This is a genomic window from Nocardia cyriacigeorgica, from assembly GCF_005863245.1.
GTDB lineage: Bacteria > Actinomycetota > Actinomycetes > Mycobacteriales > Mycobacteriaceae > Nocardia > Nocardia cyriacigeorgica_C.
Window position 1 is genome coordinate 84,459 of the sequence record NZ_VBUT01000009.1, and the last position, 20,760, is coordinate 105,218.

The 20,760-nt window shown below is 69.1% G+C and carries 19 protein-coding genes; 10 read left to right on the top strand and 9 right to left on the bottom strand.

Features of this window, described 5'->3' with window-relative positions; translation table 11 throughout:
• Window positions 1–130: 130 nt before the first annotated feature.
• Window positions 131–1,783, bottom strand: a complete 1,653-nt coding sequence (pgi, locus tag FEK34_RS22255; protein WP_138450665.1) for a glucose-6-phosphate isomerase — start codon at window positions 1,781–1,783, stop codon at window positions 131–133.
• Between the two features lie 81 nt (window positions 1,784–1,864).
• Between pgi and FEK34_RS22260 the strand changes: the two genes are divergently transcribed.
• Window positions 1,865–3,319, top strand: a complete 1,455-nt coding sequence (locus FEK34_RS22260) for an NAD-dependent succinate-semialdehyde dehydrogenase (RefSeq protein ID WP_138450667.1) — start codon at window positions 1,865–1,867, stop codon at window positions 3,317–3,319.
• Window positions 3,320–3,463: 144 nt separating this feature from the next.
• Here the strand turns inward: FEK34_RS22260 and FEK34_RS22265 are convergent, their stop codons facing one another.
• A complete protein-coding gene (locus tag FEK34_RS22265) occupies window positions 3,464–3,757 on the bottom strand; it encodes a chorismate mutase (protein WP_081505625.1) in 294 nt (97 codons plus the stop codon).
• 397 nt (window positions 3,758–4,154) lie between these two features.
• Between FEK34_RS22265 and FEK34_RS22270 the strand changes: the two genes are divergently transcribed.
• Window positions 4,155–6,872: a UvrD-helicase domain-containing protein gene (locus FEK34_RS22270; RefSeq protein WP_138450669.1), complete on the top strand. Its 2,718-nt coding sequence runs from the start codon at window positions 4,155–4,157 to the stop codon at window positions 6,870–6,872.
• A 103-nt stretch (window positions 6,873–6,975) separates the two neighbouring features.
• Here FEK34_RS22270 and FEK34_RS22275 read toward each other — a convergent pair whose 3' ends face one another.
• Together FEK34_RS22275 and FEK34_RS22280 are read right to left on the bottom strand one after the other, a co-directional pair.
• Window positions 6,976–8,364, bottom strand: coding sequence for a DUF1731 domain-containing protein (locus tag FEK34_RS22275; RefSeq protein ID WP_138450670.1), 1,389 nt, complete (start codon window positions 8,362–8,364; stop codon window positions 6,976–6,978).
• A 195-nt stretch (window positions 8,365–8,559) separates the two neighbouring features.
• Entirely contained in the window at window positions 8,560–9,717 is a 1,158-nt protein-coding gene (locus FEK34_RS22280) for a M23 family metallopeptidase (RefSeq protein WP_138450672.1), read from the bottom strand.
• Between FEK34_RS22280 and FEK34_RS22285 the strand changes: the two genes are divergently transcribed.
• The 7 genes from FEK34_RS22285 (at window position 9,709) to purH (ending at window position 17,505) form a co-directional block, all read left to right on the top strand.
• On the top strand, window positions 9,709–9,888 hold the full coding sequence (locus tag FEK34_RS22285) for a hypothetical protein (RefSeq protein WP_138450674.1): 180 nt from the start codon (window positions 9,709–9,711) through the stop codon (window positions 9,886–9,888). The genes FEK34_RS22280 and FEK34_RS22285 overlap by 9 nt on opposite strands.
• A gap of 393 nt (window positions 9,889–10,281) precedes the next feature.
• A complete protein-coding gene (gene sucC / locus FEK34_RS22290) occupies window positions 10,282–11,448 on the top strand; it encodes an ADP-forming succinate--CoA ligase subunit beta (protein WP_138450676.1) in 1,167 nt (388 codons plus the stop codon).
• A gap of 24 nt (window positions 11,449–11,472) precedes the next feature.
• Window positions 11,473–12,387, top strand: coding sequence for a succinate--CoA ligase subunit alpha (gene sucD / locus FEK34_RS22295; RefSeq protein WP_138450677.1), 915 nt, complete (start codon window positions 11,473–11,475; stop codon window positions 12,385–12,387).
• A gap of 269 nt (window positions 12,388–12,656) precedes the next feature.
• Window positions 12,657–13,655, top strand: a complete 999-nt coding sequence (locus FEK34_RS22300) for a DUF5336 domain-containing protein (RefSeq protein ID WP_138450679.1) — start codon at window positions 12,657–12,659, stop codon at window positions 13,653–13,655.
• A 90-nt stretch (window positions 13,656–13,745) separates the two neighbouring features.
• Complete coding sequence (locus FEK34_RS22305; protein WP_138450681.1) at window positions 13,746–15,239, top strand: cell division protein PerM; 1,494 nt, start codon at window positions 13,746–13,748, stop codon at window positions 15,237–15,239.
• An 11-nt stretch (window positions 15,240–15,250) separates the two neighbouring features.
• Complete coding sequence (gene purN, locus FEK34_RS22310) at window positions 15,251–15,946, top strand: phosphoribosylglycinamide formyltransferase (protein ID WP_432760978.1); 696 nt, start codon at window positions 15,251–15,253, stop codon at window positions 15,944–15,946.
• The gene (gene purH, locus FEK34_RS22315) at window positions 15,943–17,505 is read left to right on the top strand and encodes a bifunctional phosphoribosylaminoimidazolecarboxamide formyltransferase/IMP cyclohydrolase (protein ID WP_138450683.1); all 1,563 of its coding nucleotides are present in this window, start codon (window positions 15,943–15,945) and stop codon (window positions 17,503–17,505) included. Before purN ends, purH begins: the two co-directional genes overlap by 4 nt.
• Before the next feature lie 199 nt (window positions 17,506–17,704).
• Here the strand turns inward: purH and FEK34_RS22320 are convergent, their stop codons facing one another.
• From FEK34_RS22320 to rpmB, 5 genes are all read right to left on the bottom strand, one after another.
• Window positions 17,705–18,160, bottom strand: a complete 456-nt coding sequence (locus FEK34_RS22320) for a hypothetical protein (protein ID WP_138450685.1) — start codon at window positions 18,158–18,160, stop codon at window positions 17,705–17,707.
• Window positions 18,161–18,307: 147 nt separating this feature from the next.
• Entirely contained in the window at window positions 18,308–18,562 is a 255-nt protein-coding gene (gene rpsR / locus FEK34_RS22325) for a 30S ribosomal protein S18 (protein ID WP_036540059.1), read from the bottom strand.
• 33 nt (window positions 18,563–18,595) lie between these two features.
• Window positions 18,596–18,901, bottom strand: coding sequence for a 30S ribosomal protein S14 (gene rpsN / locus FEK34_RS22330; protein WP_138450687.1), 306 nt, complete (start codon window positions 18,899–18,901; stop codon window positions 18,596–18,598).
• Window positions 18,901–19,071 carry a 50S ribosomal protein L33 gene (gene rpmG, locus FEK34_RS22335; protein ID WP_036540055.1) on the bottom strand — a complete coding sequence of 57 codons (171 nt, stop codon included), beginning with the start codon at window positions 19,069–19,071 and terminating at the stop codon, window positions 18,901–18,903. Before rpmG ends, rpsN begins: the two co-directional genes overlap by 1 nt.
• Before the next feature lie 13 nt (window positions 19,072–19,084).
• Complete coding sequence (gene rpmB / locus FEK34_RS22340) at window positions 19,085–19,321, bottom strand: 50S ribosomal protein L28 (RefSeq protein WP_014352957.1); 237 nt, start codon at window positions 19,319–19,321, stop codon at window positions 19,085–19,087.
• 107 nt (window positions 19,322–19,428) lie between these two features.
• On the opposite strand from rpmB, the gene mrf reads away from it, so the two are divergent.
• The gene (mrf, locus tag FEK34_RS22345) at window positions 19,429–20,718 is read left to right on the top strand and encodes a ribosome hibernation factor-recruiting GTPase MRF (RefSeq protein WP_138450689.1); all 1,290 of its coding nucleotides are present in this window, start codon (window positions 19,429–19,431) and stop codon (window positions 20,716–20,718) included.
• The last annotated feature ends 42 nt before the right edge of the window (window positions 20,719–20,760 follow it).

Here is a 20,760-nt window from a genome sequence, read left to right on the forward strand (position 1 = left end):
TTGTCCCGGCCGAAATGCCGGTCTAGCGCCCGGCAGGGGTGGTCGCGCAGCCGAATTCACACCGATACTTCGAGCCGGAGCGGCGCGCGCTCGGGCGTAGTGTCTCGGTCGTCAGCGCCGTTCTTCGCCGTCAGCGATGGTCGCGGTACCAGCGGATGAGTTCGTCGGTGGACGAATCCCCCTGCGACTGCGGCTGTTCGGCAGACGTCAGCAGCGGGGCCAAGGCCAGGGCCTGCTGTTTACCGAGTTCCACACCCCACTGGTCGAAGCTGTCGATGCCCCAGATGGTGCCCTCGACGAACACCTGGTGCTCGTACAGCGCGATGAGCTGGCCGAGCACCGACGGCGTGAGCTGCGGCGCCAGGATGGTGGTGCTCGGCCGGTTGCCCGGCATCACCTTGTGCGGCACCAGCTTCGGGTCGGTGCCATCGGCGGCCACCTCGTCGGCGGTTTTGCCGAAGGCCAGCACCTTGGTCTGGGCGAACAGGTTGCTCATCAGGATGTCGTGCATGCTGCCGGTGCCGTCGCGGGTCGGCAGATCGTCGGTGGGGCGGGCGAATCCGATGAAGTCGGCGGGGATGAGCCGGGTGCCCTGGTGCAGCAGCTGGTAGAAGGCGTGCTGGCCGTTGGTGCCCGGTTCGCCCCAGAAGATCTCGCCGGTCGAGGTGGTGACCGGGGTGCCGTCGGCGCGCACCGACTTGCCGTTGGATTCCATCGTCAGCTGCTGCAAATAGGCCGGGAAGCGCGCGAGATCGTTCGAATACGGCAGTACCGCACGCGATTCCGCGCCGAAGAAGTTCGCGTACCAGACCCCGAGCAGGCCGAGCAGCACCGGCGCGTTGTGTTCCAGCGGCGCGGTGGCGAAATGCTGGTCGATGCTGTGCATGCCGTCGAGAAACTCCGCGAAGCGCTGCTTGCCGATGGTGATCATCACCGACAGCCCGATCGCCGAATCCACCGAATAGCGGCCACCGACCCAGTCCCAGAAGCCGAACATATTGGCGGTGTCGATGCCGAACTCGGCCACCCGCTCGGCATTGGTCGACACCGCGACGAAATGCTTGGCCACCGCGTCCTCGCCCAGCGCGTCGACCAGCCAGCGCCGGGCCGCGGTCGCGTTGGTGAGCGTCTCGAGCGTGGAGAACGTCTTCGACGCGACGACGAACAGGGTGGTGGCCGGATCGAGCCCGTCCAGCGTCGAGACCAGGTCGGCGGGATCGACGTTGGAGACGAAACGGGCGCCGATCGTCGTCTCGGGTGTCTCGCCCACGGCGTAGTGCCGCAGCGCCTGATGCACCATGACCGGGCCGAGATCCGAGCCGCCGATGCCGATGTTCACCACCGTCGCGATGCGCTCGCCGGTGGCCCCGCGCCACTGCCCGGAACGCACCTGATCGGCGAACGCGCCCATCCGCGTGAGCACCTCGTGCACCTGCGCGTTCGCGTCGGCGCCATCGAGGATCAGCGCGCGGCCCGCCGGCAGGCGCAGCGCGATATGGCCGACGGCGCGGTCTTCGGAGGTATTGATGTGCTCGCCGCGATACATCCGGTCGCGGCGCTCCTCCACACCCGCCTCGCGCGCCAATTCGACCAGCAGTTGCAGGGTTTCCCGGGTGATGCGGTGCTTGCTGTAGTCGATGTGCAGATCACCCGCGGTCACCGTCAGCTCGCGTCCGCGGGCGGGATCCTCGGCGAAGAATTCACGTAGCGTCCGGCCGGAAACAGCGCTGTGGTGGTCGTGCAGTTTCTGCCAGGCCGCCGATGCGGTGATGTCGCTGCTCACGTCCGCCGAGCGTAGTAGCCGCCTCGCGCGCGTGCACGCGAACGGCACCGAACGCCGACGGCGCGGGCCTAACCTTGGCTCATGGCCTCCGAACGCGAAGTACTCGAATCCGTACCCACCCAGCTGTGGATCGGCGCAGGAGCCGACGCCACCGGCGGCGCGACCTTCCCGGTCTACAACCCGGCCGACGGACAGGTGCTGACCCACGTCGCCGACGCCAGTCCCGAGGATGCGATGCGCGCTCTGGACGCCGCCGTCGCGGTGCAGGCCGAATGGGCGGCCACCCCCGCCCGTGAACGCGGCGAGATCCTGCGGGCGGTCTTCGAACAACTCACCGCGCGGGCCGAGGAGTTCGCGCTGCTGATGACCCTGGAGATGGGCAAGGCGCTGCCCGAGAGCCGCAACGAGGTGCGCTACGGCGCCGAATTCTTCCGCTGGTTCAGCGAGGAAGCGGTGCGGGTGCACGGCCGCTACCTGCACGCACCGTCGGGCACCGGCCGGATCATGGTGCACAAGCAGCCCGTCGGGCCCTGCCTGGCGATCACGCCATGGAATTTCCCGCTGGCCATGGGCACCCGCAAGATCGGCCCCGCGCTCGCCGCAGGCTGCACCATGATCGTCAAACCGGCGTCCGAAACACCGCTGACGATGCTGTTGCTGGCCAAACTGTGCAGCGAGGCGGGCCTGCCCGACGGTGTGCTCTCGGTGATCACCACCAAGCGTTCCGGCGCCGTCACCGGGCCGCTGCTGCAGGACCCGCGGCTGCGCAAGCTCACCTTCACCGGGTCCACGGAGGTCGGCCGCACGCTGGTCGAACAGTCCGCGCACGGTCTGCTGCGCACCTCGATGGAATTGGGCGGCAACGCACCGTTCGTGGTGTTCGACGACGCCGACGTCGATGCCGCCGTGCAGGGCGCGACGCTGGCGAAGCTGCGCAACGGCGGCGAGGCGTGCACCGCGGCCAACCGCTTCCACGTCCAGCGCGGCGTCGCCGAGGAGTTCACCGCCAAGCTGATCGAGGCGATGAGCGAGTCGGTCGTGCTCGGCCGCGGCACCGATCCGGACACCACCCTCGGCCCGCTGATCAACGAGAATCAGCGCGACACCGTGCGTGAACTCGTCGACGACGCGGTGAACGCCGGCGCGACCGTGCGGCTCGGCGGTAAGGCCCCGGACGGGCCCGGCTGGTTCTACCCGGCCACCATCCTGACCGATATCCCGGCCGAGGCCAGGATCCTGCGCGAAGAGGTATTCGGCCCGGTCGCGCCGATCGTCACCTTCGACACCGAGGACGAAGGCCTGGCGGCGGCGAACGACACCGAGTTCGGCCTGGTCAGCTACGTGTACACGCGAGATCTGGACCGGGCGCTGCGGGTGGCCGAGGGCTTGGAGAGCGGCATGGTCGGGATCAACCGCGGGGTGATCTCCGATCCCGCCGCGCCCTTCGGCGGGGTGAAAGCGTCCGGCTTCGGACGCGAGGGCGGCACCGAGGGCATCGAGGAGTACCTGTCCACCAAATACATCGCGCTCACCTAGCGGACCGGCCGCAGAGACGAGACGACCGCCCCGGGGTGTGAACACCCGGGGCGGCCATAGGGGAGGCGACGATTTCGCAACCGACGCGAAGTTGTGGGACGCCCGCCTACCCGGCGCGTGCGCGCCGGTGATCGGGGCGTGGGCTCAGTGGCCGAGGCGGCCGCGGCCGAGGCGCAGCAACAGCATCGCGAGGGTGTGGCCTTCCTGGCCCAGTTCGCTGAAGCGCTCCAGCACCTTCATCTCACGGCTGTGCACAAGGCGCGGCCCGCCGGACGCCATTCGGGTGCGGCCGATGATCCGCGAGATCTCGGTCCTGCGCTTGATCGCGGCGAGGATCTCGGCATCGAGCCGGTCGATCTCCTTGCGGAGTTTCTCGATCTCCGCCTCGGTATGAGGCAGAGCCGATTCGGACCCGGTCGTCGTGGCAGGGGTGCTCATCATTCATCTCCTCGTGTCAGAACGTGGATCGGTCGACGCGGGCAGCTCGTTACCGATCGGTTCTTTCACCGTGAAACAGACCTGGTGGGCCTTGCATTGTCCCCCCAGCATTGTCTCCCCAGTGGGGGCGCTCAGGTGCAAAGTCCGCGATACCCGTTGACGGGGGACATCCGTTGCGGACGTCTCGCGGGAGCCCTGACCATGTGGCCAGTCTGCCACGGGTCGAAAGGTATGCAAAACGGTTACGTTTGTGAATCTGCTGAGAACGCGTTCACGGCTTTGCGGCCGCAACGACCTGGGACTGTTCACCGGTCGTCGCCACTGTGCTCATCCGGCGGCCACCGAGTCCGCACAGGAGTTCAACTCTGTCGGTGTGCGCCGGTAGCGTGGACAGACGATGGACAGCACCTTGGCTCCCGAGACGCATGGCGGGCACCGGCCCGAACCCGAACCGAATTCCGGCACCTCATCGCAGGCCCAGCCCGCGCCACAGGCTGGTCGAGCACCGCAGCCGCCGGAGAGTGCGGCCGCTGCTCCCGCGACGGCTCAGGGTGGCCTACGGGCCCAGCAACAGCGTCTCACGGCCGAGCAGCAGCAGCGTCGCAGCGAAGCGGGCCAGCGGCGCGCCGAAGAGGAGCGGCGGCGCGACGAAGAGACCGAGCGGCTGCTCGACGGCCTCAACCCGCAGCAGCGCGCCGCTGTGGTGCATACCGGCGCGCCCCTGTTGATCGTGGCGGGCGCGGGCTCCGGCAAAACGGCGGTGCTCACCCGGCGGATCGCCTACCTGCTGGCCGCCAGGGGCGCCACCCCGGGCCAGATCCTGGCCATCACCTTCACCAACAAGGCCGCCGCGGAGATGCGTGAGCGGGTGATCGGGCTGGTCGGTCCCCGGGCGAACAACATGTGGGTGTCGACTTTCCACTCCAGCTGCGTGCGGATCCTGCGCATGCAGTCGGCGCTGCTGCCCGGCCTGAACTCGAACTTCTCCATCTACGACGCCGACGATTCCCGTCGTCTGCTCACCATGATCAGCCGCGATCTGGACATCGACACCAAGAAGTACTCCGCGCGCCTGCTCGCCACCGCCATCTCGAACCTGAAGAACGAGCTCATCGACCCCGCCAAGGCCACCGCCGACGCCGAATCCGACGACGCCGAGCTCCCGGGCCTGGTCGCGCGGGTCTACACGGAATACCAGCGCAGGCTGCGCGCGGCCAACGCACTGGATTTCGACGATCTGATCGGCGAGACGGTCGCGCTGCTGCAAAACCATCCGCAGGTCGCCGAGTACTACCGCAGGCGCTTCCGGCATGTGCTGGTCGACGAGTACCAGGACACCAACCACGCCCAGTACATCCTGGTCCGTGAGCTGGTCGGCCATCACACGAGCCGCCCACCCGCCGATGCGGCCGGTGACGCCGATGCCGCCGCGGGCGCGGCCGCTGCCGCAGGGGCCGAGGACGAGTGGGCCGACGACGACCAGCATCGGGTACCGCCGAGCGAACTGTGCGTCGTCGGTGACGCCGACCAGTCCATCTATGCCTTCCGCGGCGCCACCATCCGCAATATCGAGGAGTTCGAGCGCGACTTCCCCGACGCCGAGACCATCCTGCTGGAACAGAATTACCGCTCCACCCAGCACATCCTGTCCGCCGCGAACGCGGTCATCGCCCGCAACGAGGGCAGGCGGGAGAAGCGGTTGTGGACCGATTCCGGTGAGGGTGATCTGATCACCGGCTACGTCGCCGACAACGAGCACGACGAGGCCTCGTTCGTGGCCCGCGAGATCGATCGGCTGGTCGACGCCGGCGAAGCCACCTATGGCGATGTGGCGGTGTTCTACCGCACCAACAACAACTCGCGTGCGCTGGAAGAGATCTTCATCCGCATGGGCCTGCCCTACAAGGTGGTCGGCGGCGTGCGGTTCTACGAGCGCAAGGAAGTCCGCGACGTCGTCGCCTACCTGCGTGTGTTGGAAAATCCCGACGACGCGGTGAGCTTGCGCCGCATCCTCAACACCCCGCGCCGCGGGATCGGCGATCGCGCCGAAGCCTGTGTCGCGGTGCATGCCGAACAGCGGGATATCGGTTTCGCCGCGGCCCTGCGCGATGCCGCCGAGGGCAAGGTCGCGCTGCTGAACACCCGTGCCCAGCGCGCCATCGCGGGTTTCCTCGACCTGCTCGAGGAGATCAGGGCCGCGGGGCAGCGCCCGGACGCCGATTTCCCCGATGTCGGCAATGTGGTCGAGGCGGTGCTCGACCGCACCGGCTACCGAGCCGAGCTGGAAGCCTCCGACGATCCGCAGGACGGTGCACGGCTCGACAACCTCAACGAATTGGTCAGTGTCGCAAGGGAATTCAGCTCCGAAGCGCACAACAACGCCGAGGCCGCGCGGGCGGAGGGTCTGCTGCCCGAGGCCGCAGACGGCGAACCCGAACCCGGTTCGCTGGCGGCCTTCCTGGAGCGGGTGTCGCTGGTCGCCGATACTGATCAGATCCCGGACGAGGGAGCGGGCGTGGTCACCATGATGACCCTGCACACCGCCAAGGGCCTGGAATTCCCGGTTGTCTTCGTCACCGGCTGGGAGGACGGCCAGTTCCCGCATATGCGGGCGCTCGGCGATCCGGCCGAGCTGGCCGAGGAACGCCGTCTCGCCTACGTCGGCATCACCAGGGCCAGGCGCAGGCTGTATCTGAGCCGCGCGGTGGTGCGCTCGGGCTGGGGACAGCCGGTATCGAACCCGGAATCACGGTTCCTCCAGGAGATTCCCGGCCATTTGATCGACTGGAAACGGTTGGAGCCCAAGAACTCCGGTATGCGCGGCGGTCGCCGTCGCGGCGACGACGACGGCGAACGCGACTGGACCGAAGGCTGGTCGGAACCGCGCCCTGGCGTGCGGGATCGCCGCCCCGCGCCGCGCAGCGCTGGCGCGAAACGCAACAACGTCGACCTCGTGCTCGCCGTGGGCGACCGGGTCAGCGACGACAAGTACGGGCTCGGCCGGGTCGTCGCCGCCGACGGGGTCGGCCCGCTGGCCACGGTCACCATCGATTTCGGTACCGCGGGCAAGATCCGGCTCATCCCGCAGTTCAGCCGGACGCTGGTCAAGCTCTGACGCAGGCCGCGGCGCGCGCGAACCTGGCGATGGCCCCCGCGCGGCGCGCGAGCATGATCGTCCAGTACCGGCCCGCCGCGACCCGCCCCGCGCCCCTGGCCCGTCAGCTCGGCAGCAGGTCGGTCAGCGCGTCGTCGAGCGTGGGGTAGCGGAACCGGAACCCGGATTCGCGCAGCACCGCTGACGTGGCATGCCGGCCGGTGAGCCCGAGCGCCGGATCGGAGCGCAGCACGACGGCGCCGAGGGCCAGCAGCGGTTTCGGTGTCGGTGGCGCGGGTGGCCGGTGCAGGTGCCTGCGCAGGGTCGTCATCAGGTCGCGGTTGCGCACCGGGAAATCGGTGGCCGCCACCAGGATTCCGCCGGGCAACCGCACTTCCGGGTCGAGTCCGAGGGCGGCGCGGACGATGGCGAGCCAGTCCTCGATGTGGATCCAGCTGAACCACTGCTTGCCGTCGCCGATCCGGCCGCCGAGTCCGGCGCGGGTCAGCTGGCACAGGCGTTTCAGCGCGGGCGCCTGCGGGTCGAGCACGATGGAGGTGCGCAGGATAGTGCTGTGGGTGGCTTTCGCACCGTCGAAGGCCTCTTCCCAGGCTGCGGCTACGCCCGTCATCTGCGGCAGGGCGGCGGCTCCGGTCGGCAGCGGTGTGGTTTCGGTGCACCGGGCTTCGCCCGCATCGGACCAGATGGCGGTGGTACTGGCCTGGATCCAGTAGTCGATCGGTGCGTCGAGTCCGGCCGTGGCGGCGGCGAGCGCGCGGGTCGGGTCGACTCGGCTGCGCCGGAGTTCGTCGATGTTCTCGGTGGTCGGGCGGCAGTCGACCAGCTTGCCCGCCAGGTTGATGATCGCGGTGGGTCCGGGATTCACCAGGGCGTCGGCCCAGTCGCCGACGGTCCTGCCGTCCCATTCCCGTTGCGGGAAGGGGAGTTCCGGATCGCGTCGGCGGGTGAGGATGACGACGCGGTGGCCTCGGCAGACCAGGTCGGCGGCGATGTGGCGGCCGAGCGCGCCGGAGCCGCCTGCGATAACGGCAGTGAGCGCGTCGGCGGCCGGGGAGATTCCGGCGAGGGTTGCCAGCCGGGCGAAGCAGACTCGGGCGTCCGTCTCGACCAGCGTGCCGATGATCGCGCGCACCGCGCCCGCGGAGGGGCCGGTGAAGGTGAGTCGTTGTGCCAGTTCGGTTCCGCCGGTCACGGGGGTGAGCGTCCAGGTGAGGTACATCCGCCCCATCGGGGTGTCCTGCTCGAGGGTCAGTTCGCGTTCGGGGGTGACCGTGGTGAGGACGAACGGGTCGGCGCTGCGCTGATGCACCGGACCGAGCAGACGTCCTCGCGGGACGATGTCGCCGGTGGCTCCAGCGGCGACCGGGCCGTGCATGACGACCGAGGTGACCGCGGGATTCCATTCGGGCAGTCGCTGTGGGTCGCCGAGTATGCGCCAGATGTCGGCGGCGGGCAGCGCTAGGACTTGGGTGTACGTCGTTGTACGAGCCATGGCCTGACGCTATGTGGCCCGTCCGTGCTGCGGAAGCGTGCGCTTGATCACCGCGTGGGCTGCGGGACGGAATCGGTCTATGCCGCAGCGCCGATCACGATTCGCCGCGCCACCCAGACCCGCGTGGTTCATGGGCCGTACAGCCGCCGCGATGGCGCAAGGGCCACCCCGACCGTGTGGTGTGAAACGCGTAGGTCAGTCGCGCATCTGGCCCAGGCTGATGCCGCGGGTGGCCAGCCAGGGGAGCGGGTCGACCTTGTCGGTGCCGTTGAGCCAGACCTCGAAGTGGACGTGCGGACCGGTGGAGAATCCGCGGTTGCCCATGGTGGCGATCTGGTCGCCGGCGAGCACGCGCTGACCCTGCGACACGGTGGCGGTGTCGATGTGCCCGTAGATGGTGACGGTGCCGTCGTCGTGCAGCAGCCGCACCCACATGCCGAATCCGGCGGCGGGGCCCGCCTCGATGACGGTGCCGTCGGCGACGGCGTAGATGGGCGTGCCGATCGGGCCCGCCACGTCGATGCCGAGATGCTGCACGCCCCAGCGGGCGCCGAAGCCGGAGGTGAAATTGCCTGCGGCGAACCGGGCGAACAGCGGCCGCAGCTTCGAAGCTTCCTGGGCGGCCAGGTCTTCGGCGTACTTCTGGCCCTTTTCCAGGATGTCGGTGAACTGGCTCAGATCGACCGGCGCGCCGACGGTGAGCACCTGCGGTGAATCGGGCGAGGTGGCCGCGGCGGCGGCCGGATCGTCCGCGTTCATCGGCGAGTGCGAGGCGATCTCGTAGATCTGGTCGGCCTCGTAGTCGGCCGCCATGGTCTGTTCTTCGGGGCTGGCGAAGGCGCACTGGCCCGCGGCGACGAACGCGCCCGCGGCCACAGCGGCGACCGCGGCCCGGCCTTTGAGCGCCGAGGGCGGTGCCGGTAGTCGGTGCGCGCCACCGCTGCGTGAGCGGCTCTCGCGGGCGGGGATGACCTTCGGCGCGGCCGGCTCGTCGGATTCCTCGGCGGGCTCGTCGGCCTCGCGCCAGGTTTCGCCGCCGCCGCTCCAAGCGCTGCCGTCGGACCAGGTCTCGCCTTCGGTCCAGCTCTGCTCGGACCACTCGGGGGACCAGCCGTTGTCGCTTTCGGACCAGGCGTCGCCCTCGGACCAGGAGGCGTTGTCGTTCCAGGCGCTCTCGGCGGACCACGAGTTCTGTGCCTCGCCCGCATGCTGGGCGTTGTGCGCGCCGGGGGCGGCATGGAAGCCGTAGCCGTGGTGTCCGCTGTGCGCGGGTGCGGCCGCTGGGCCGTCTTCGTGGCGGTATCGGTGACCCGACCGGTTGCGACTGGGGTCGAGGGTCGTGTGATGGTTCATCGGCGCGCCCGCATCGCGATGCGGAAGGATCTCGTGCGCATGTCCGGCCCGGACGGGGGCGGCATCGACGGGTCGATCATGGAACGGCTCTCCACCGACGGAGTGCTGTGGTGCGTCAAGCTTGCCGTCCTCCTCATCACCTGGAACAACGGAGTCGTGACCGGGTTGTGATATCGACCGCATCGACGGTAACGAAACGATTGCGCACTGCGCAAGCGGTGTGCACATTCCGGCCACACTTGTGAGATGTATCACGATAACAGCTCGATTCAACTCACGCGTTTCTGGGCACCGGAGTGAGGTTGCCTGGTCGTGACGGGTCTGTGATCCGCGGCCTCGATGCCGCGCGAGCAGGCGTCCGGTGACCCGTCAACAAGCTACTCGCGAGTAGCGTTGGCCAGCGGTTTTGCCCGTCCCGGGGGTTCGGCCGTGACCTGCGCCACTTAGGATGTACGTGGCCGATTGGCCTTCCATGTGACTGGTTAGAGTCCGACCCGACCCGCTTCCGACGTCGGGCCGCCAACAAAGACGTTGTCATAGCAACGCAGACGAGACGGTGAATACATGGATCTCTTCGAATATCAGGCGAAGGAGCTCTTCGTTAAGCACGGAGTGCCTTCGTCGGAGGGCCGCGTGACGGACACGGCCGAAGATGCCCGCGCCATCGCGCAGGAAATCGGCAAGCCGGTGATGATCAAGTCCCAGGTGAAGGTCGGCGGCCGTGGCAAGGCAGGCGGCGTGAAGTACGCAGCCACCCCGGAAGACGCCTTCACGCACGCGTCGAACATTCTCGGCCTCGACATCAAGGGCCACATCACCAAGAAGATCCTTGTCGCCGAAGCCAAGGACATCGCGGAGGAGTACTACATCTCCTTCCTGCTGGATCGCTCCAACCGCACCTACCTGGCCATGTGCTCGGTCGAGGGCGGCATGGAGATCGAAGAGGTCGCGGAGAAGACCCCCGAGCGCCTCGCCAAGGTGCCCGTCGACGCCGTCAAGGGTGTCGACCTGGAGTTCGCGCGCTCCATCGCCGAGCAGGGCCACCTGCCCGCCGAGGTGCTCGACGCCGCGGCCGTGACCATCCAGAAGCTGTGGGAGGTCTTCGTCGCCGAGGACGCCACCCTGGTCGAGGTCAACCCGCTGGTGCGCACCCCGCAGGACGAGATCCTCGCCCTCGACGGCAAGGTCACCCTGGACGAGAACGCCTCCTTCCGGCAGCCGGGCCACGCGGAGTTCGCCGACATCGACGCGACCGACCCGCTCGAGCTCAAGGCCAAGGAGAACGACCTCAACTACGTCAAGCTCGACGGTGAGGTCGGCATCATCGGCAACGGCGCCGGTCTGGTCATGTCCACCCTCGACGTGGTCGCCTACGCGGGCGAGAAGCACAACGGGGTCAAGCCGGCCAACTTCCTCGACATCGGTGGCGGCGCCTCGGCCGAGGTGATGGCGGCCGGACTGGACGTCATCCTGAACGACGCGCAGGTCAAGAGCGTGTTCGTCAACGTCTTCGGTGGCATCACCGCCTGTGACGCGGTGGCCAACGGCATCGTGAAGGCGCTGGAGATCCTCGGCTCGGAGGCGAACAAGCCGCTGGTCGTGCGGCTGGACGGCAACCGGGTGGAGGAGGGTCGCAAGATCCTCGCCGACGCCGCGCACCCGCTGGTGACGCTGGCGCAGACAATGGACGAAGGCGCCGACAAGGCCGCCGAACTGGCTGCCGCCAACTAACGACGGCCGAGTAAGGACAACAACATGTCTATCTTCCTCAACAAGGACTCCAAGGTCATCGTCCAGGGCATCACCGGCGGCGAGGGCACCAAGCACACTGCCCTGATGCTGAAGGCGGGCACCCAGATCGTCGGTGGCGTCAACGCGCGCAAGGCGGGCACCACCGTCTCGCACACCGACAAGGACGGCAACGCCGTCGAGCTGCCGGTCTTCGCCGGCGTGGCCGAGGCCATGAAGGAGACCGGCGCCGACGTCTCGATCGCGTTCGTGCCGCCGAAGTTCGCCAAGGACGCCATCATCGAGGCCATCGACGCGGAGATCCCGCTGCTGGTGGTCATCACCGAGGGCATCCCGGTGCAGGACACCGCCTACGCGTGGGCCTACAACGTGGAGAAGGGCAACAAGACCCGGATCATCGGCCCGAACTGCCCCGGCATCATCACCCCCGGCGAGGCGCTGGTCGGCATCACCCCCGCCAACATCACCGGCAAGGGCCCGATCGGCCTGGTGTCCAAGTCCGGCACGCTGACCTACCAGATGATGTACGAGCTGCGCGATTTCGGCTTCTCGACCTCCATCGGCATCGGCGGCGACCCGGTCATCGGCACCACCCACATCGACGCCATCGAGGCGTTCGAGAAGGACCCGGAGACCGAGCTGATCGTGATGATCGGCGAGATCGGCGGCGACGCCGAGGAGCGGGCCGCGGCCTACATCAAGGCCAACGTCACCAAGCCGGTCGTCGGCTACGTCGCGGGCTTCACCGCCCCCGAGGGCAAGACCATGGGCCACGCGGGCGCCATCGTCTCCGGTTCGTCGGGTACCGCCCAGGCGAAGAAGGACGCGCTCGAGGCCGCCGGCGTGAAGGTCGGCAAGACGCCGTCCGAGACCGCCGCGCTGGCGCGTGAGATCCTGGAGAAGGCAAGCGTCACCGCTTGATTCGGTCAGGGCCCGGAGGCGGTAGCGCAGCGTCACCACGCAGGGCCCCCGAATCAGGCGAATCAGATACCGCTTGATTCTCGATTCCATTCGATGGGTCTTCGAAGGCCGCTTCCGGTTCGCCGGCGGCGGCCTTCGTCGTTATCCACAGGCGGCGATTCTCTCCACAGGGGAATCGCTCGGTGATGACCTCCGCGCCCCAGTGCAGTAGCGTCAGGAGGGAATCAGTCGTGAACACACATGTATGACTCGACCTAGGAGACGACGACATGTCATACCCGACCGGGGGCTCCGGGTACAACGCGCCCGCGCCGACGCCCTCCGCTTCCCCCAACCCCGGCCAGTCGCCGGCCGGCGCAGGTACCGAATCCGGTGCCGCCGCCAAGGGGCTGCCGTTCTTCCTGACGATCGGCGTGGCTGCGCTGGGTGTGATCAGCTTCCTGCTCGGCTTCCTGCCGTTCATGGGCCCGGATGGCGACTTCGGTGGCGAGGCGGATTCGTTGAACGCCTTCGTCTCCGGCCACACCGCGCTGTTGGCGCTGGCGCTGCTCGGCGGTGCGCTCGCGGGTCTGTCGCTGCTGCCCAAGCAGAACTGGACCGGAGTCGCCGCGGCGGTGTCGGTCGCCGCGTTCGTCGGCGTGCTGTTCCAGTCGTTCAGCTTCCCCGAGGGCACCAAGGCCGAGTTCGGCGTCTGGGTTCTGCTGTTCTTCGTGTTCGTCCAGGCGGCCATCGCCGTCGCGGTCCTGCTGTTCGAGGCCGGCATCATCAAGCTGCCCGAACCGCGTCCGGCCGCGCAGCAGGCGCAGGCCGGCTACGGCCAGCAGCAGCCGGGTTACGGTCAGCAGCAGTACGGCCAGCAGCAGGGTGGCTACGGCCAGCAGCAGTTCGGCCAGAGCCAGCCGGGCCAGGGCGGTTTCGGTGGCGGCCAGTACCCGTCGCAGCCGTCCTACAGCCAGCCGGGCCAGCAGCCCGCCTACGGCCAGCAGCCCGGTCAGCAGCCCTACGGTCAGCAGCAGCCGTCCTACGGCCAGCAGCCCGGTTACGGTGCGGGCCAGCAGCAGTCGCCGTACGCCGGTGGCCAGCAGCAGTCGCCGTCGGATGGCGCCACCCAGCAGTTCGGTGGTCAGCAGCAGCAGTACGGCCAGCAGCAGTACGGTCAGCAGCAGCCGCAGCAGGGCCAGCAGGGCCAGCCGTTCGGTGGCGAGCAGAACGCCGATCCGGCCGCCGACCCGACGCGGGCGTTCCGTCCCTCGGACGACAACAAGTAATCCGGCGACCACACGGTTGTCATCGGTGCTCTCCCGGCGCCCGGCGCGCCTGACCCGCTCGCGCCGGGAGAGCTGCCAACCTGAATCTTCATGAGCTCCCCGCGGAATTCGCTTGTCCGACGGACCGCACCGGTCCGATCCGAGCCGGAGCCGCCGGTCGATGAACCCGGCTTTCTGTCACTCACCCCCGAACGCGCGCGGGTGTTGTCGCTCGTGGCCGCCCGCCCGGCCGCCTTCGGGCTCGCGGCCATCGTCGTCGCCATGCTTGCCACGCTGTTGGCCTCCGGCAGCGGCGTTTCCGGTATCTCCGGTGCCATCGCGGGCAGTTGGCTCGCGGTGCACCAGGTGCCCGTCGTCATTGGCGCCACCACGCTCGGTGTGCTGCCGCTGTTGCCCACCGCACTGATGATGTGGGCGTGCGCGCGTGAATGCGCGCACGCGGTCGAACCGGATCCGTCTCGCGCCGATCTGGCCTGGCTGATCGCTGCGGCCGCGGGCGGGCCACTGCTGGTCACCGCCGTCTGCCTGGCCGTCACCGAGGACGCTTCCGGTGTGCTGCCCATGCAGCCGCCGAATCCGCTGACGGCCTTCGCCTGGGTGGGCGGGCTGCACCTGGTGGCCGCCGGGTGCGGTATCGCCGCCGGACTCTGGCCCGCCAGCGCGGATCGGCTGCCGTACTGGGCGGTGGCCGCCGGCTACGTCGCCGCCCACACCGTGCTGCGGATGCTCGGCGCCGCCGCCGTCGTCACCATCGTCTCGCTGCTCGCGCACTGGTCCCGGATCGGGGACAGCTATTCCGGCGCGGGCAATGCCGGCGGCGTCATCGGGCTGACGGTGCTCTCGCTGCTGTATCTGCCCAATGTGGTGATCGGCGCGGTGGCCGTGCTGGTCGGCGCGGGCGTCGAATTCGGTGACGCCTCGGTCGGGGTGTTCTCCGTGGTCGGTGGTCCGGTGCCGTCGATGCCGGTGCTCGCCGCGCTGCCGACGGGTCCAGCGGCGGGCTGGTGGCCGGTGCTGCTGCTGATCCCCGTCGTCGTCGGTGTGATCGGCGGTCTCGATACCGCACGCACTTCGCCCGACCGCATCCTCGCCCCGTGGTCGACGCTCGTGGGCGCGGCGCTGGCGACGGTGGCGCTGGTGCTGCTCGGCGCGGTGGCGGGCGGCGAACTCGGCACCTTCGGCCGGATCGGTCCCGATCTGCCGATCTTCGCCGTCGTGACCTTGGTCTTCCTTGCCGTCACCGGTTATGCGGGGCTGGTCTTCGCCCGCCTGTTCATCACGCCGGTCGGCACCCCGATCCCTGGGTTCGGCTACGTCGACGACCACGGCGAGGACTACCCCGACGACGATTACGACGATGACGACTACGCCGACGATGAGTACGACGACGAGTACGACGACTACGAATTCGGCGACTACGACGACGGCCCGGAACTGACGCTGGAACTCGACGCCGAAGTTGTCGAGGAGCAGCCCGCGCTCGACCACCGCACCGCGCACCCGGCCGAGCCGCCCGCCGAGATCGTCGACGCCGAGGTGGTCGAGGCGGACCTGCCGGAAAGTGGCCGAACCGAGGATCGTTAGGCTCTACGGCGGTGGCAACGATCCGGCCACCGCCCGACCCGACTCCCAGGAGTAGAGCGCTGACCTCCCCGGCCCCATCCGAAAAGGCCCCGGCCACCGTCGTCGTACTCGCCTCGGGCACCGGATCGCTGCTGCGCGCGCTCATCGAGGCCACCGCGGCCCCCGGCTATCCGGCCCGCATCGTCGCCGTCGGTGTCGACCGGACCTGCGCTGCCACCGAGCATGCCGACGCCGCGGGCATCCCGCATTTCCGCATCGCGCTCGCCGACTTCCCCGACCGCAGCGCCTGGGATACCGCCCTGACCGACGCGGTCGCGGCCTACGAACCCGACCTGGTGGTCTCCGCCGGTTTCATGAAGATCCTCGGCCCGATGTTCCTGAAGCGGTTCGGCGGCCGCATCATCAACACGCATCCCGCGCTGCTGCCCGCCTTCCCCGGTGCGCACGGCGTCCGCGACGCGCTCGCCTACGGCGTGCGGGTCACCGGGTCGACGGTGCACCTGGTGGACGAGGGCATCGACACCGGCCCGATCCTGGCGCAGGAAGCGGTCGAGGTGCGGCCCGATGACGACGAGGCCACCCTGCACGAGCGCATCAAGGTTGTCGAGCGACGGTTGCTGGCGGAGGTTGTCGCCGCCGTCGCCACCCGAGGCATTGTCTCCGACGGACGAAAGGCAGTAATCCCAGATGAGCGAGTTTCCCGGTGAGTGAATCCAGCGACCGCAAGCCGATCCGCCGGGCGCTGGTGAGCGTCTACGACAAGACCGGGCTCGTCGAGCTCGCGACCGGCCTGCACGAGGCCGGGGTCGAACTGGTCTCGACCGGGTCGACCGCGGCCCGCATCGCCGACGCCGGAATTCCGGTGACCAAGGTCGAAGACCTCACCGGATTCCCGGAAACCCTGGACGGCCGGGTCAAGACGCTGCATCCGCGGGTGCACGCGGGCATCCTCGCCGACACCCGCAAGAGCGAGCACGTCGATCAGCTGGTCGAGCTGGGCGTGGAGGCCTTCCAACTGGTGGTGGTGAACCTCTACCCGTTCACCGAGACCGTGGCCAGTGGCGCGGCGCCCGACGAATGCGTGGAGCAGATCGATATCGGCGGTCCGTCGATGGTGCGCGCCGCGGCCAAGAACCATCCGTCGGTGGGTGTGGTCGTCGACAGCGGCGACTACGAGCAGGTGCTCAGCGCTGTGCGCGCGGGCGGTTTCACCCTCGCCGAGCGGACGGCGTTGGCGGCCAAGGCCTTCCAGCACACCGCGAACTACGACGTCGCGGTGGCCAGCTGGATGACCAGCGTGCTCGCGCCCGGCACCGAACGCTTCCCGGACTGGATCGGCGGCAGCTGGGAGCGTGCCGCGGTGTTGCGTTACGGCGAGAACCCGCATCAAGAAGCCGCGCTCTACACCGCCAACGACGGCGCGCCGGGGCTGGCGCAGGCGCGTCAGTTGCACGGCAAGGAGATGTCGTACAACAACTACGTCGACGCCGACGCCGCCTGGCGGGCGGCCTACGACCACACCGATCCCGCGGTGGCGATCATCAAGCACGCCAACCCCTGTGGCATCGCGCTCGGCGCCGACATCGCCGAGGCGCACCGCAAGGCGCACGCCTGCGATCCGGTGAGCGCCTACGGCGGCGTGATCGCGGCCAACCGTGAGGTCACCGTGGAGATGGCCCAGCAGGTCGCCGAGATCTTCACCGAGGTGATCGTGGCCCCGTCCTACGCCGACGGTGCGGTGGAGGTGTTGCAGCGCAAGAAGAACGTGCGCATCCTGGTGGCCGAGCCGCCGCGCCGGGCCGGTGTCGAGCTGCGGCCGATCAGCGGCGGCGCGCTGTTGCAGCAGCGCGACATCCTCGACGCCGAGGGCGACGATCCCGCCAACTGGACCCTGGTGGCCGGCGAGCCCGCCGACGCCCAGACCCTGGCCGATCTCGCCTTCGCCTGGCGGGCCTGCCGCGCGGTGAAGTCGAATGCCATCCTGCTCGCGCACGACGGTGCCTCCGTCGGTGTCGGCATGGGCCAGGTCAACCGGGTCGACGCGGTCGGGCTGGCCGTGCAGCGGGCCGGGGACCGGGTCAAGGGTTCGGTCGCCGCCTCGGACGCGTTCTTCCCGTTCCCGGATGGGCCGGAGGCGCTCATCCAGGCCGGTGTGCGGGCCATCGTGCATCCCGGCGGTTCGGTGCGGGATCAGGAGACGATCGACGTCGCGCGCGCGGCGGGTGTCACCGTCTACCTGACGGGTTCGCGGCACTTCGCGCACTGAGCGTCGAACGAACACACGACGCCGTGTCGGGGCACCAGCCCTGACACGGCGTCGGTCGTTCCAGGCACACGGCTGAGGCGTGATGTTCACCGCGTGCGGCTCGCTGCGCACACCGCGTGCGGCTCGCTGCGCAGCTGACCCACCAGCTATGCGATCAGCAGCCCAACCTCGTCGCGCGCTTCCCGCGATCGCCCAACGCCTACACCGCGCTGCGCACTTCCCGATCGCCCACCGGCGCCTGCAATTGCAGCTCGAGCGTGCCGAAGACCGCGATCATCACGCACATCTTGCCCACCGCGTCGGCCCGTGTGCCCGAACGCAATTCGATGGTGACGGCCTCGTCGGTCTCGGTGACGGTGGCGTCCACGCCGTAGCATTCCGGCGCTCCGGTCTCGAAGCTGATCGCGATCCGGTTGCCGGGCAGGGCGGTCCACGAGGTGAAGGGGATCGGGTGGGCGCCGACGATGGTGGGGTCGGCGGTGAACGGCTCGCCCGTCGCCGCGGCGGGGTTCTCGGTCGGGGTGTTCGGCGCGGAGGTGCTCACCGGGCTCGTAACCTCTTGTGCGGCACCGTCATCGGCATCGCCGCAGGCGGCGACGGTCAAGACGGTGACGGCAACGGCGAGCAGGGTGGCACAGCCACGGCGCAGCGACATGGGCACACCTTAACGCAGGTGCCCGCCGCGACTGCTGCTCGTTCGCCCGGGAGACGACAAGGCCCCCGATGGCGCATCGGGGGCCTTGGTCGCTGCGGGAGCCGTGAGTATCGCGGTGCCGCGAGCTGGTGGACGCGGCGGCGCGGATCAGCGGCTGGTGAACGGGAGCAGCGCCATCTCCCTGGCGTTCTTGACCGCCACCGCCACCTGACGCTGCTGTTGCGGGGTGAGGCCGGTGACGCGGCGGCTGCGGATCTTGCCGCGGTCGGAGATGAAGGTTCGCAGCAGGTTGACGTCTTTGTAGTCGACGGTCTCGATACCGGCGGCGATCAGCGGGTTCTTCTTCGGCTTGCGGGCCTGTTCGGCTCGGACCTTCTTCGACGGTGCTCGCTTGACTGCCATTAGTCGGGTTCCTTACTCACGAGATCAGGGTTTCTACCAGCTCGATTTGTGCACACCGGGCAACTCTCCCCGATGGGCCATCTCGCGTACACGTACCCGAGAGAGCCCGAACTTCCGGAGATGTCCGCGCGGTCGTCCGTCGGCGGCGTCCCGATTGCGCAATCGTACCGGACTGGCGTCGCGGGGCAGGCGCTGTAGGGCCGACTGGGCGGCGGCGCGGTCGGCGTCGGGGGTGGCCGGGTTGCGGATCAGTTCCTTGAGCTCGGCCCGCCGCGCTGCGTAGCGGGCGACGATCTGCTTGCGCTGTTCGTTGCGGGCGATCTTGGATTTCTTGGCCATCAGCGTTCCTCGCGGAAGTCGACATGCTTGCGCACGACGGGGTCGTATTTGCGCAGCACCATGCGGTCGGGGTCGTTGCGCCGGTTCTTGCGGGTGACGTAGGTGTAGCCGGTGCCCGCGGTGGACTTCAGCTTGATCACCGGACGCAGTTCGGTCGATTTCGATGCCATCGTGGTTCTCCGCTCAGATCTTGTCGCCGCGCGCCCGGATGCGGGCCACCACGGCCTCGATTCCGTCGCGGTCGATGGTCTTGATGCCCTTGGCCGAGACGGTGAGCGTGATGCGGCGGTCTTCGCTGGGCAGGTAGTAGGTCTTGCGCTGGATGTTCGGGTTCCAGCGGCGGTTGGTCCGCTTGTGCGAATGCGAGACGGATTTGCCGAAACCGGGCCGGCGGCCGGTGACCTGGCAATGGGCCGACATGGCGGGGCTCCCTCCAATAGGTGATGACAATCGTTTTCGACAACGACCGCTCGGCACTGTACCGTGTGGCGAGCCGTTAATGAAAACCGTTACCGAAAGGGGTTGCTGTGATTCCCGATCGCAGAACACCGGTCGTGGTGGTCGCCGGGTCCTCCGGGCGCGCCACCGAGGGTGTCGACCAGGTGGCCCGTGCGTTGGGCGCCGCCCCCGGCACCGTCGTCGTCCGCCACGATCTGGCCGAACTGCGGGAGGGCATCGTCCGCCGGACGGTGCGTGACGGCGCCACGGAGAGCGTCGAGGTGCTCGAGCTGGCCCACGGATGCGTCTCCTGCACACTGCGCGCGGATCTGCTCCCGCTGCTGTGCACCCTGGCCGCGCGTGATTCGGTGACGCGCATCGTGCTCGCCCTGGACCCCGCCTTCGAGGCGGAAGCGGTATGCCACGCCATCGACGACGTCGTCGTCGCAGGCGTGATCGGACGGGTGGATGGCCCGGCTCGCCGCGACGTCCGTATCGAGGCCGTGCTGACCTGCGTCGATGCCCAGGTCTGGCTGGCGGATGCGACCGGCGACGAAACCCTCGCCGAATGCGGTCTCGCCACTGCCGACGACGACCGCACCGTGGCGCAGGTGGCGGTCGGCCAGGTCGATTTCGCCGACGCGCTGGTCGTCACCGGCGTCGACCGGGTCGACGCGCTGGACCGCGAACGTCTCGGTGCCGTCCTCACCCGGCTGGTTCCGCAGGCGCCGGTGTACTGGTGCGCGGCCGACGCGATCGGCGGGTCCGACATCGAAGCCCTGCTCGCCCGGATCCCGGCGGATTCGCGGCGCGGCCGGATTTTCGACGCCCACGCGCCGCTGCTGCGCGGCCAGCCGCCGCTGGGCACCGAGCACGGGGTGACCCTGGTCGAATTCGCCGCGGGCCGCCCGTTCCATCCAGCTCGCCTGCACGAGGCGCTGGATGTGCTGTTCGAGGGTGTGGTCACCGCCCGCGGCCGGATGTGGCTGGCCACCCAGCCGGACGAGGTGGTGTGGCTGGAGTCGGCCGGTGGCGGTTTGCGGGTCGGCGGCGCGGGCCGCTGGCTCGCCGCGATGACGCCGGACGAACTCGCCGAGGCCGACCCGGACCGCCGGGCCATGGCCGCGCTGCGCTGGGACGACCGCTTCGGCGACCGCGATGTCTCGCTGGTGATCCTGGTGCACGACGCCGACCCGGCCGACATCCGGCAGGCCCTGCACTGGGCGCTGGTCGAGGACGACGAATTGCGGTTGGTGGAGCGCGCACCCGAGCGGGTCGCGCAGTGGGACGACCCGTTCGGCGAGTGGCATGCCGATCCGTGCGAGTCCTCCGAGTCGAGCGGGCTGCCGATCGCCGGAGATCAGCGCGGCGCCGAGTGAATCACCGAATCCGGTCGCCTCGTGCGCTTCCCGCGTGCAGAG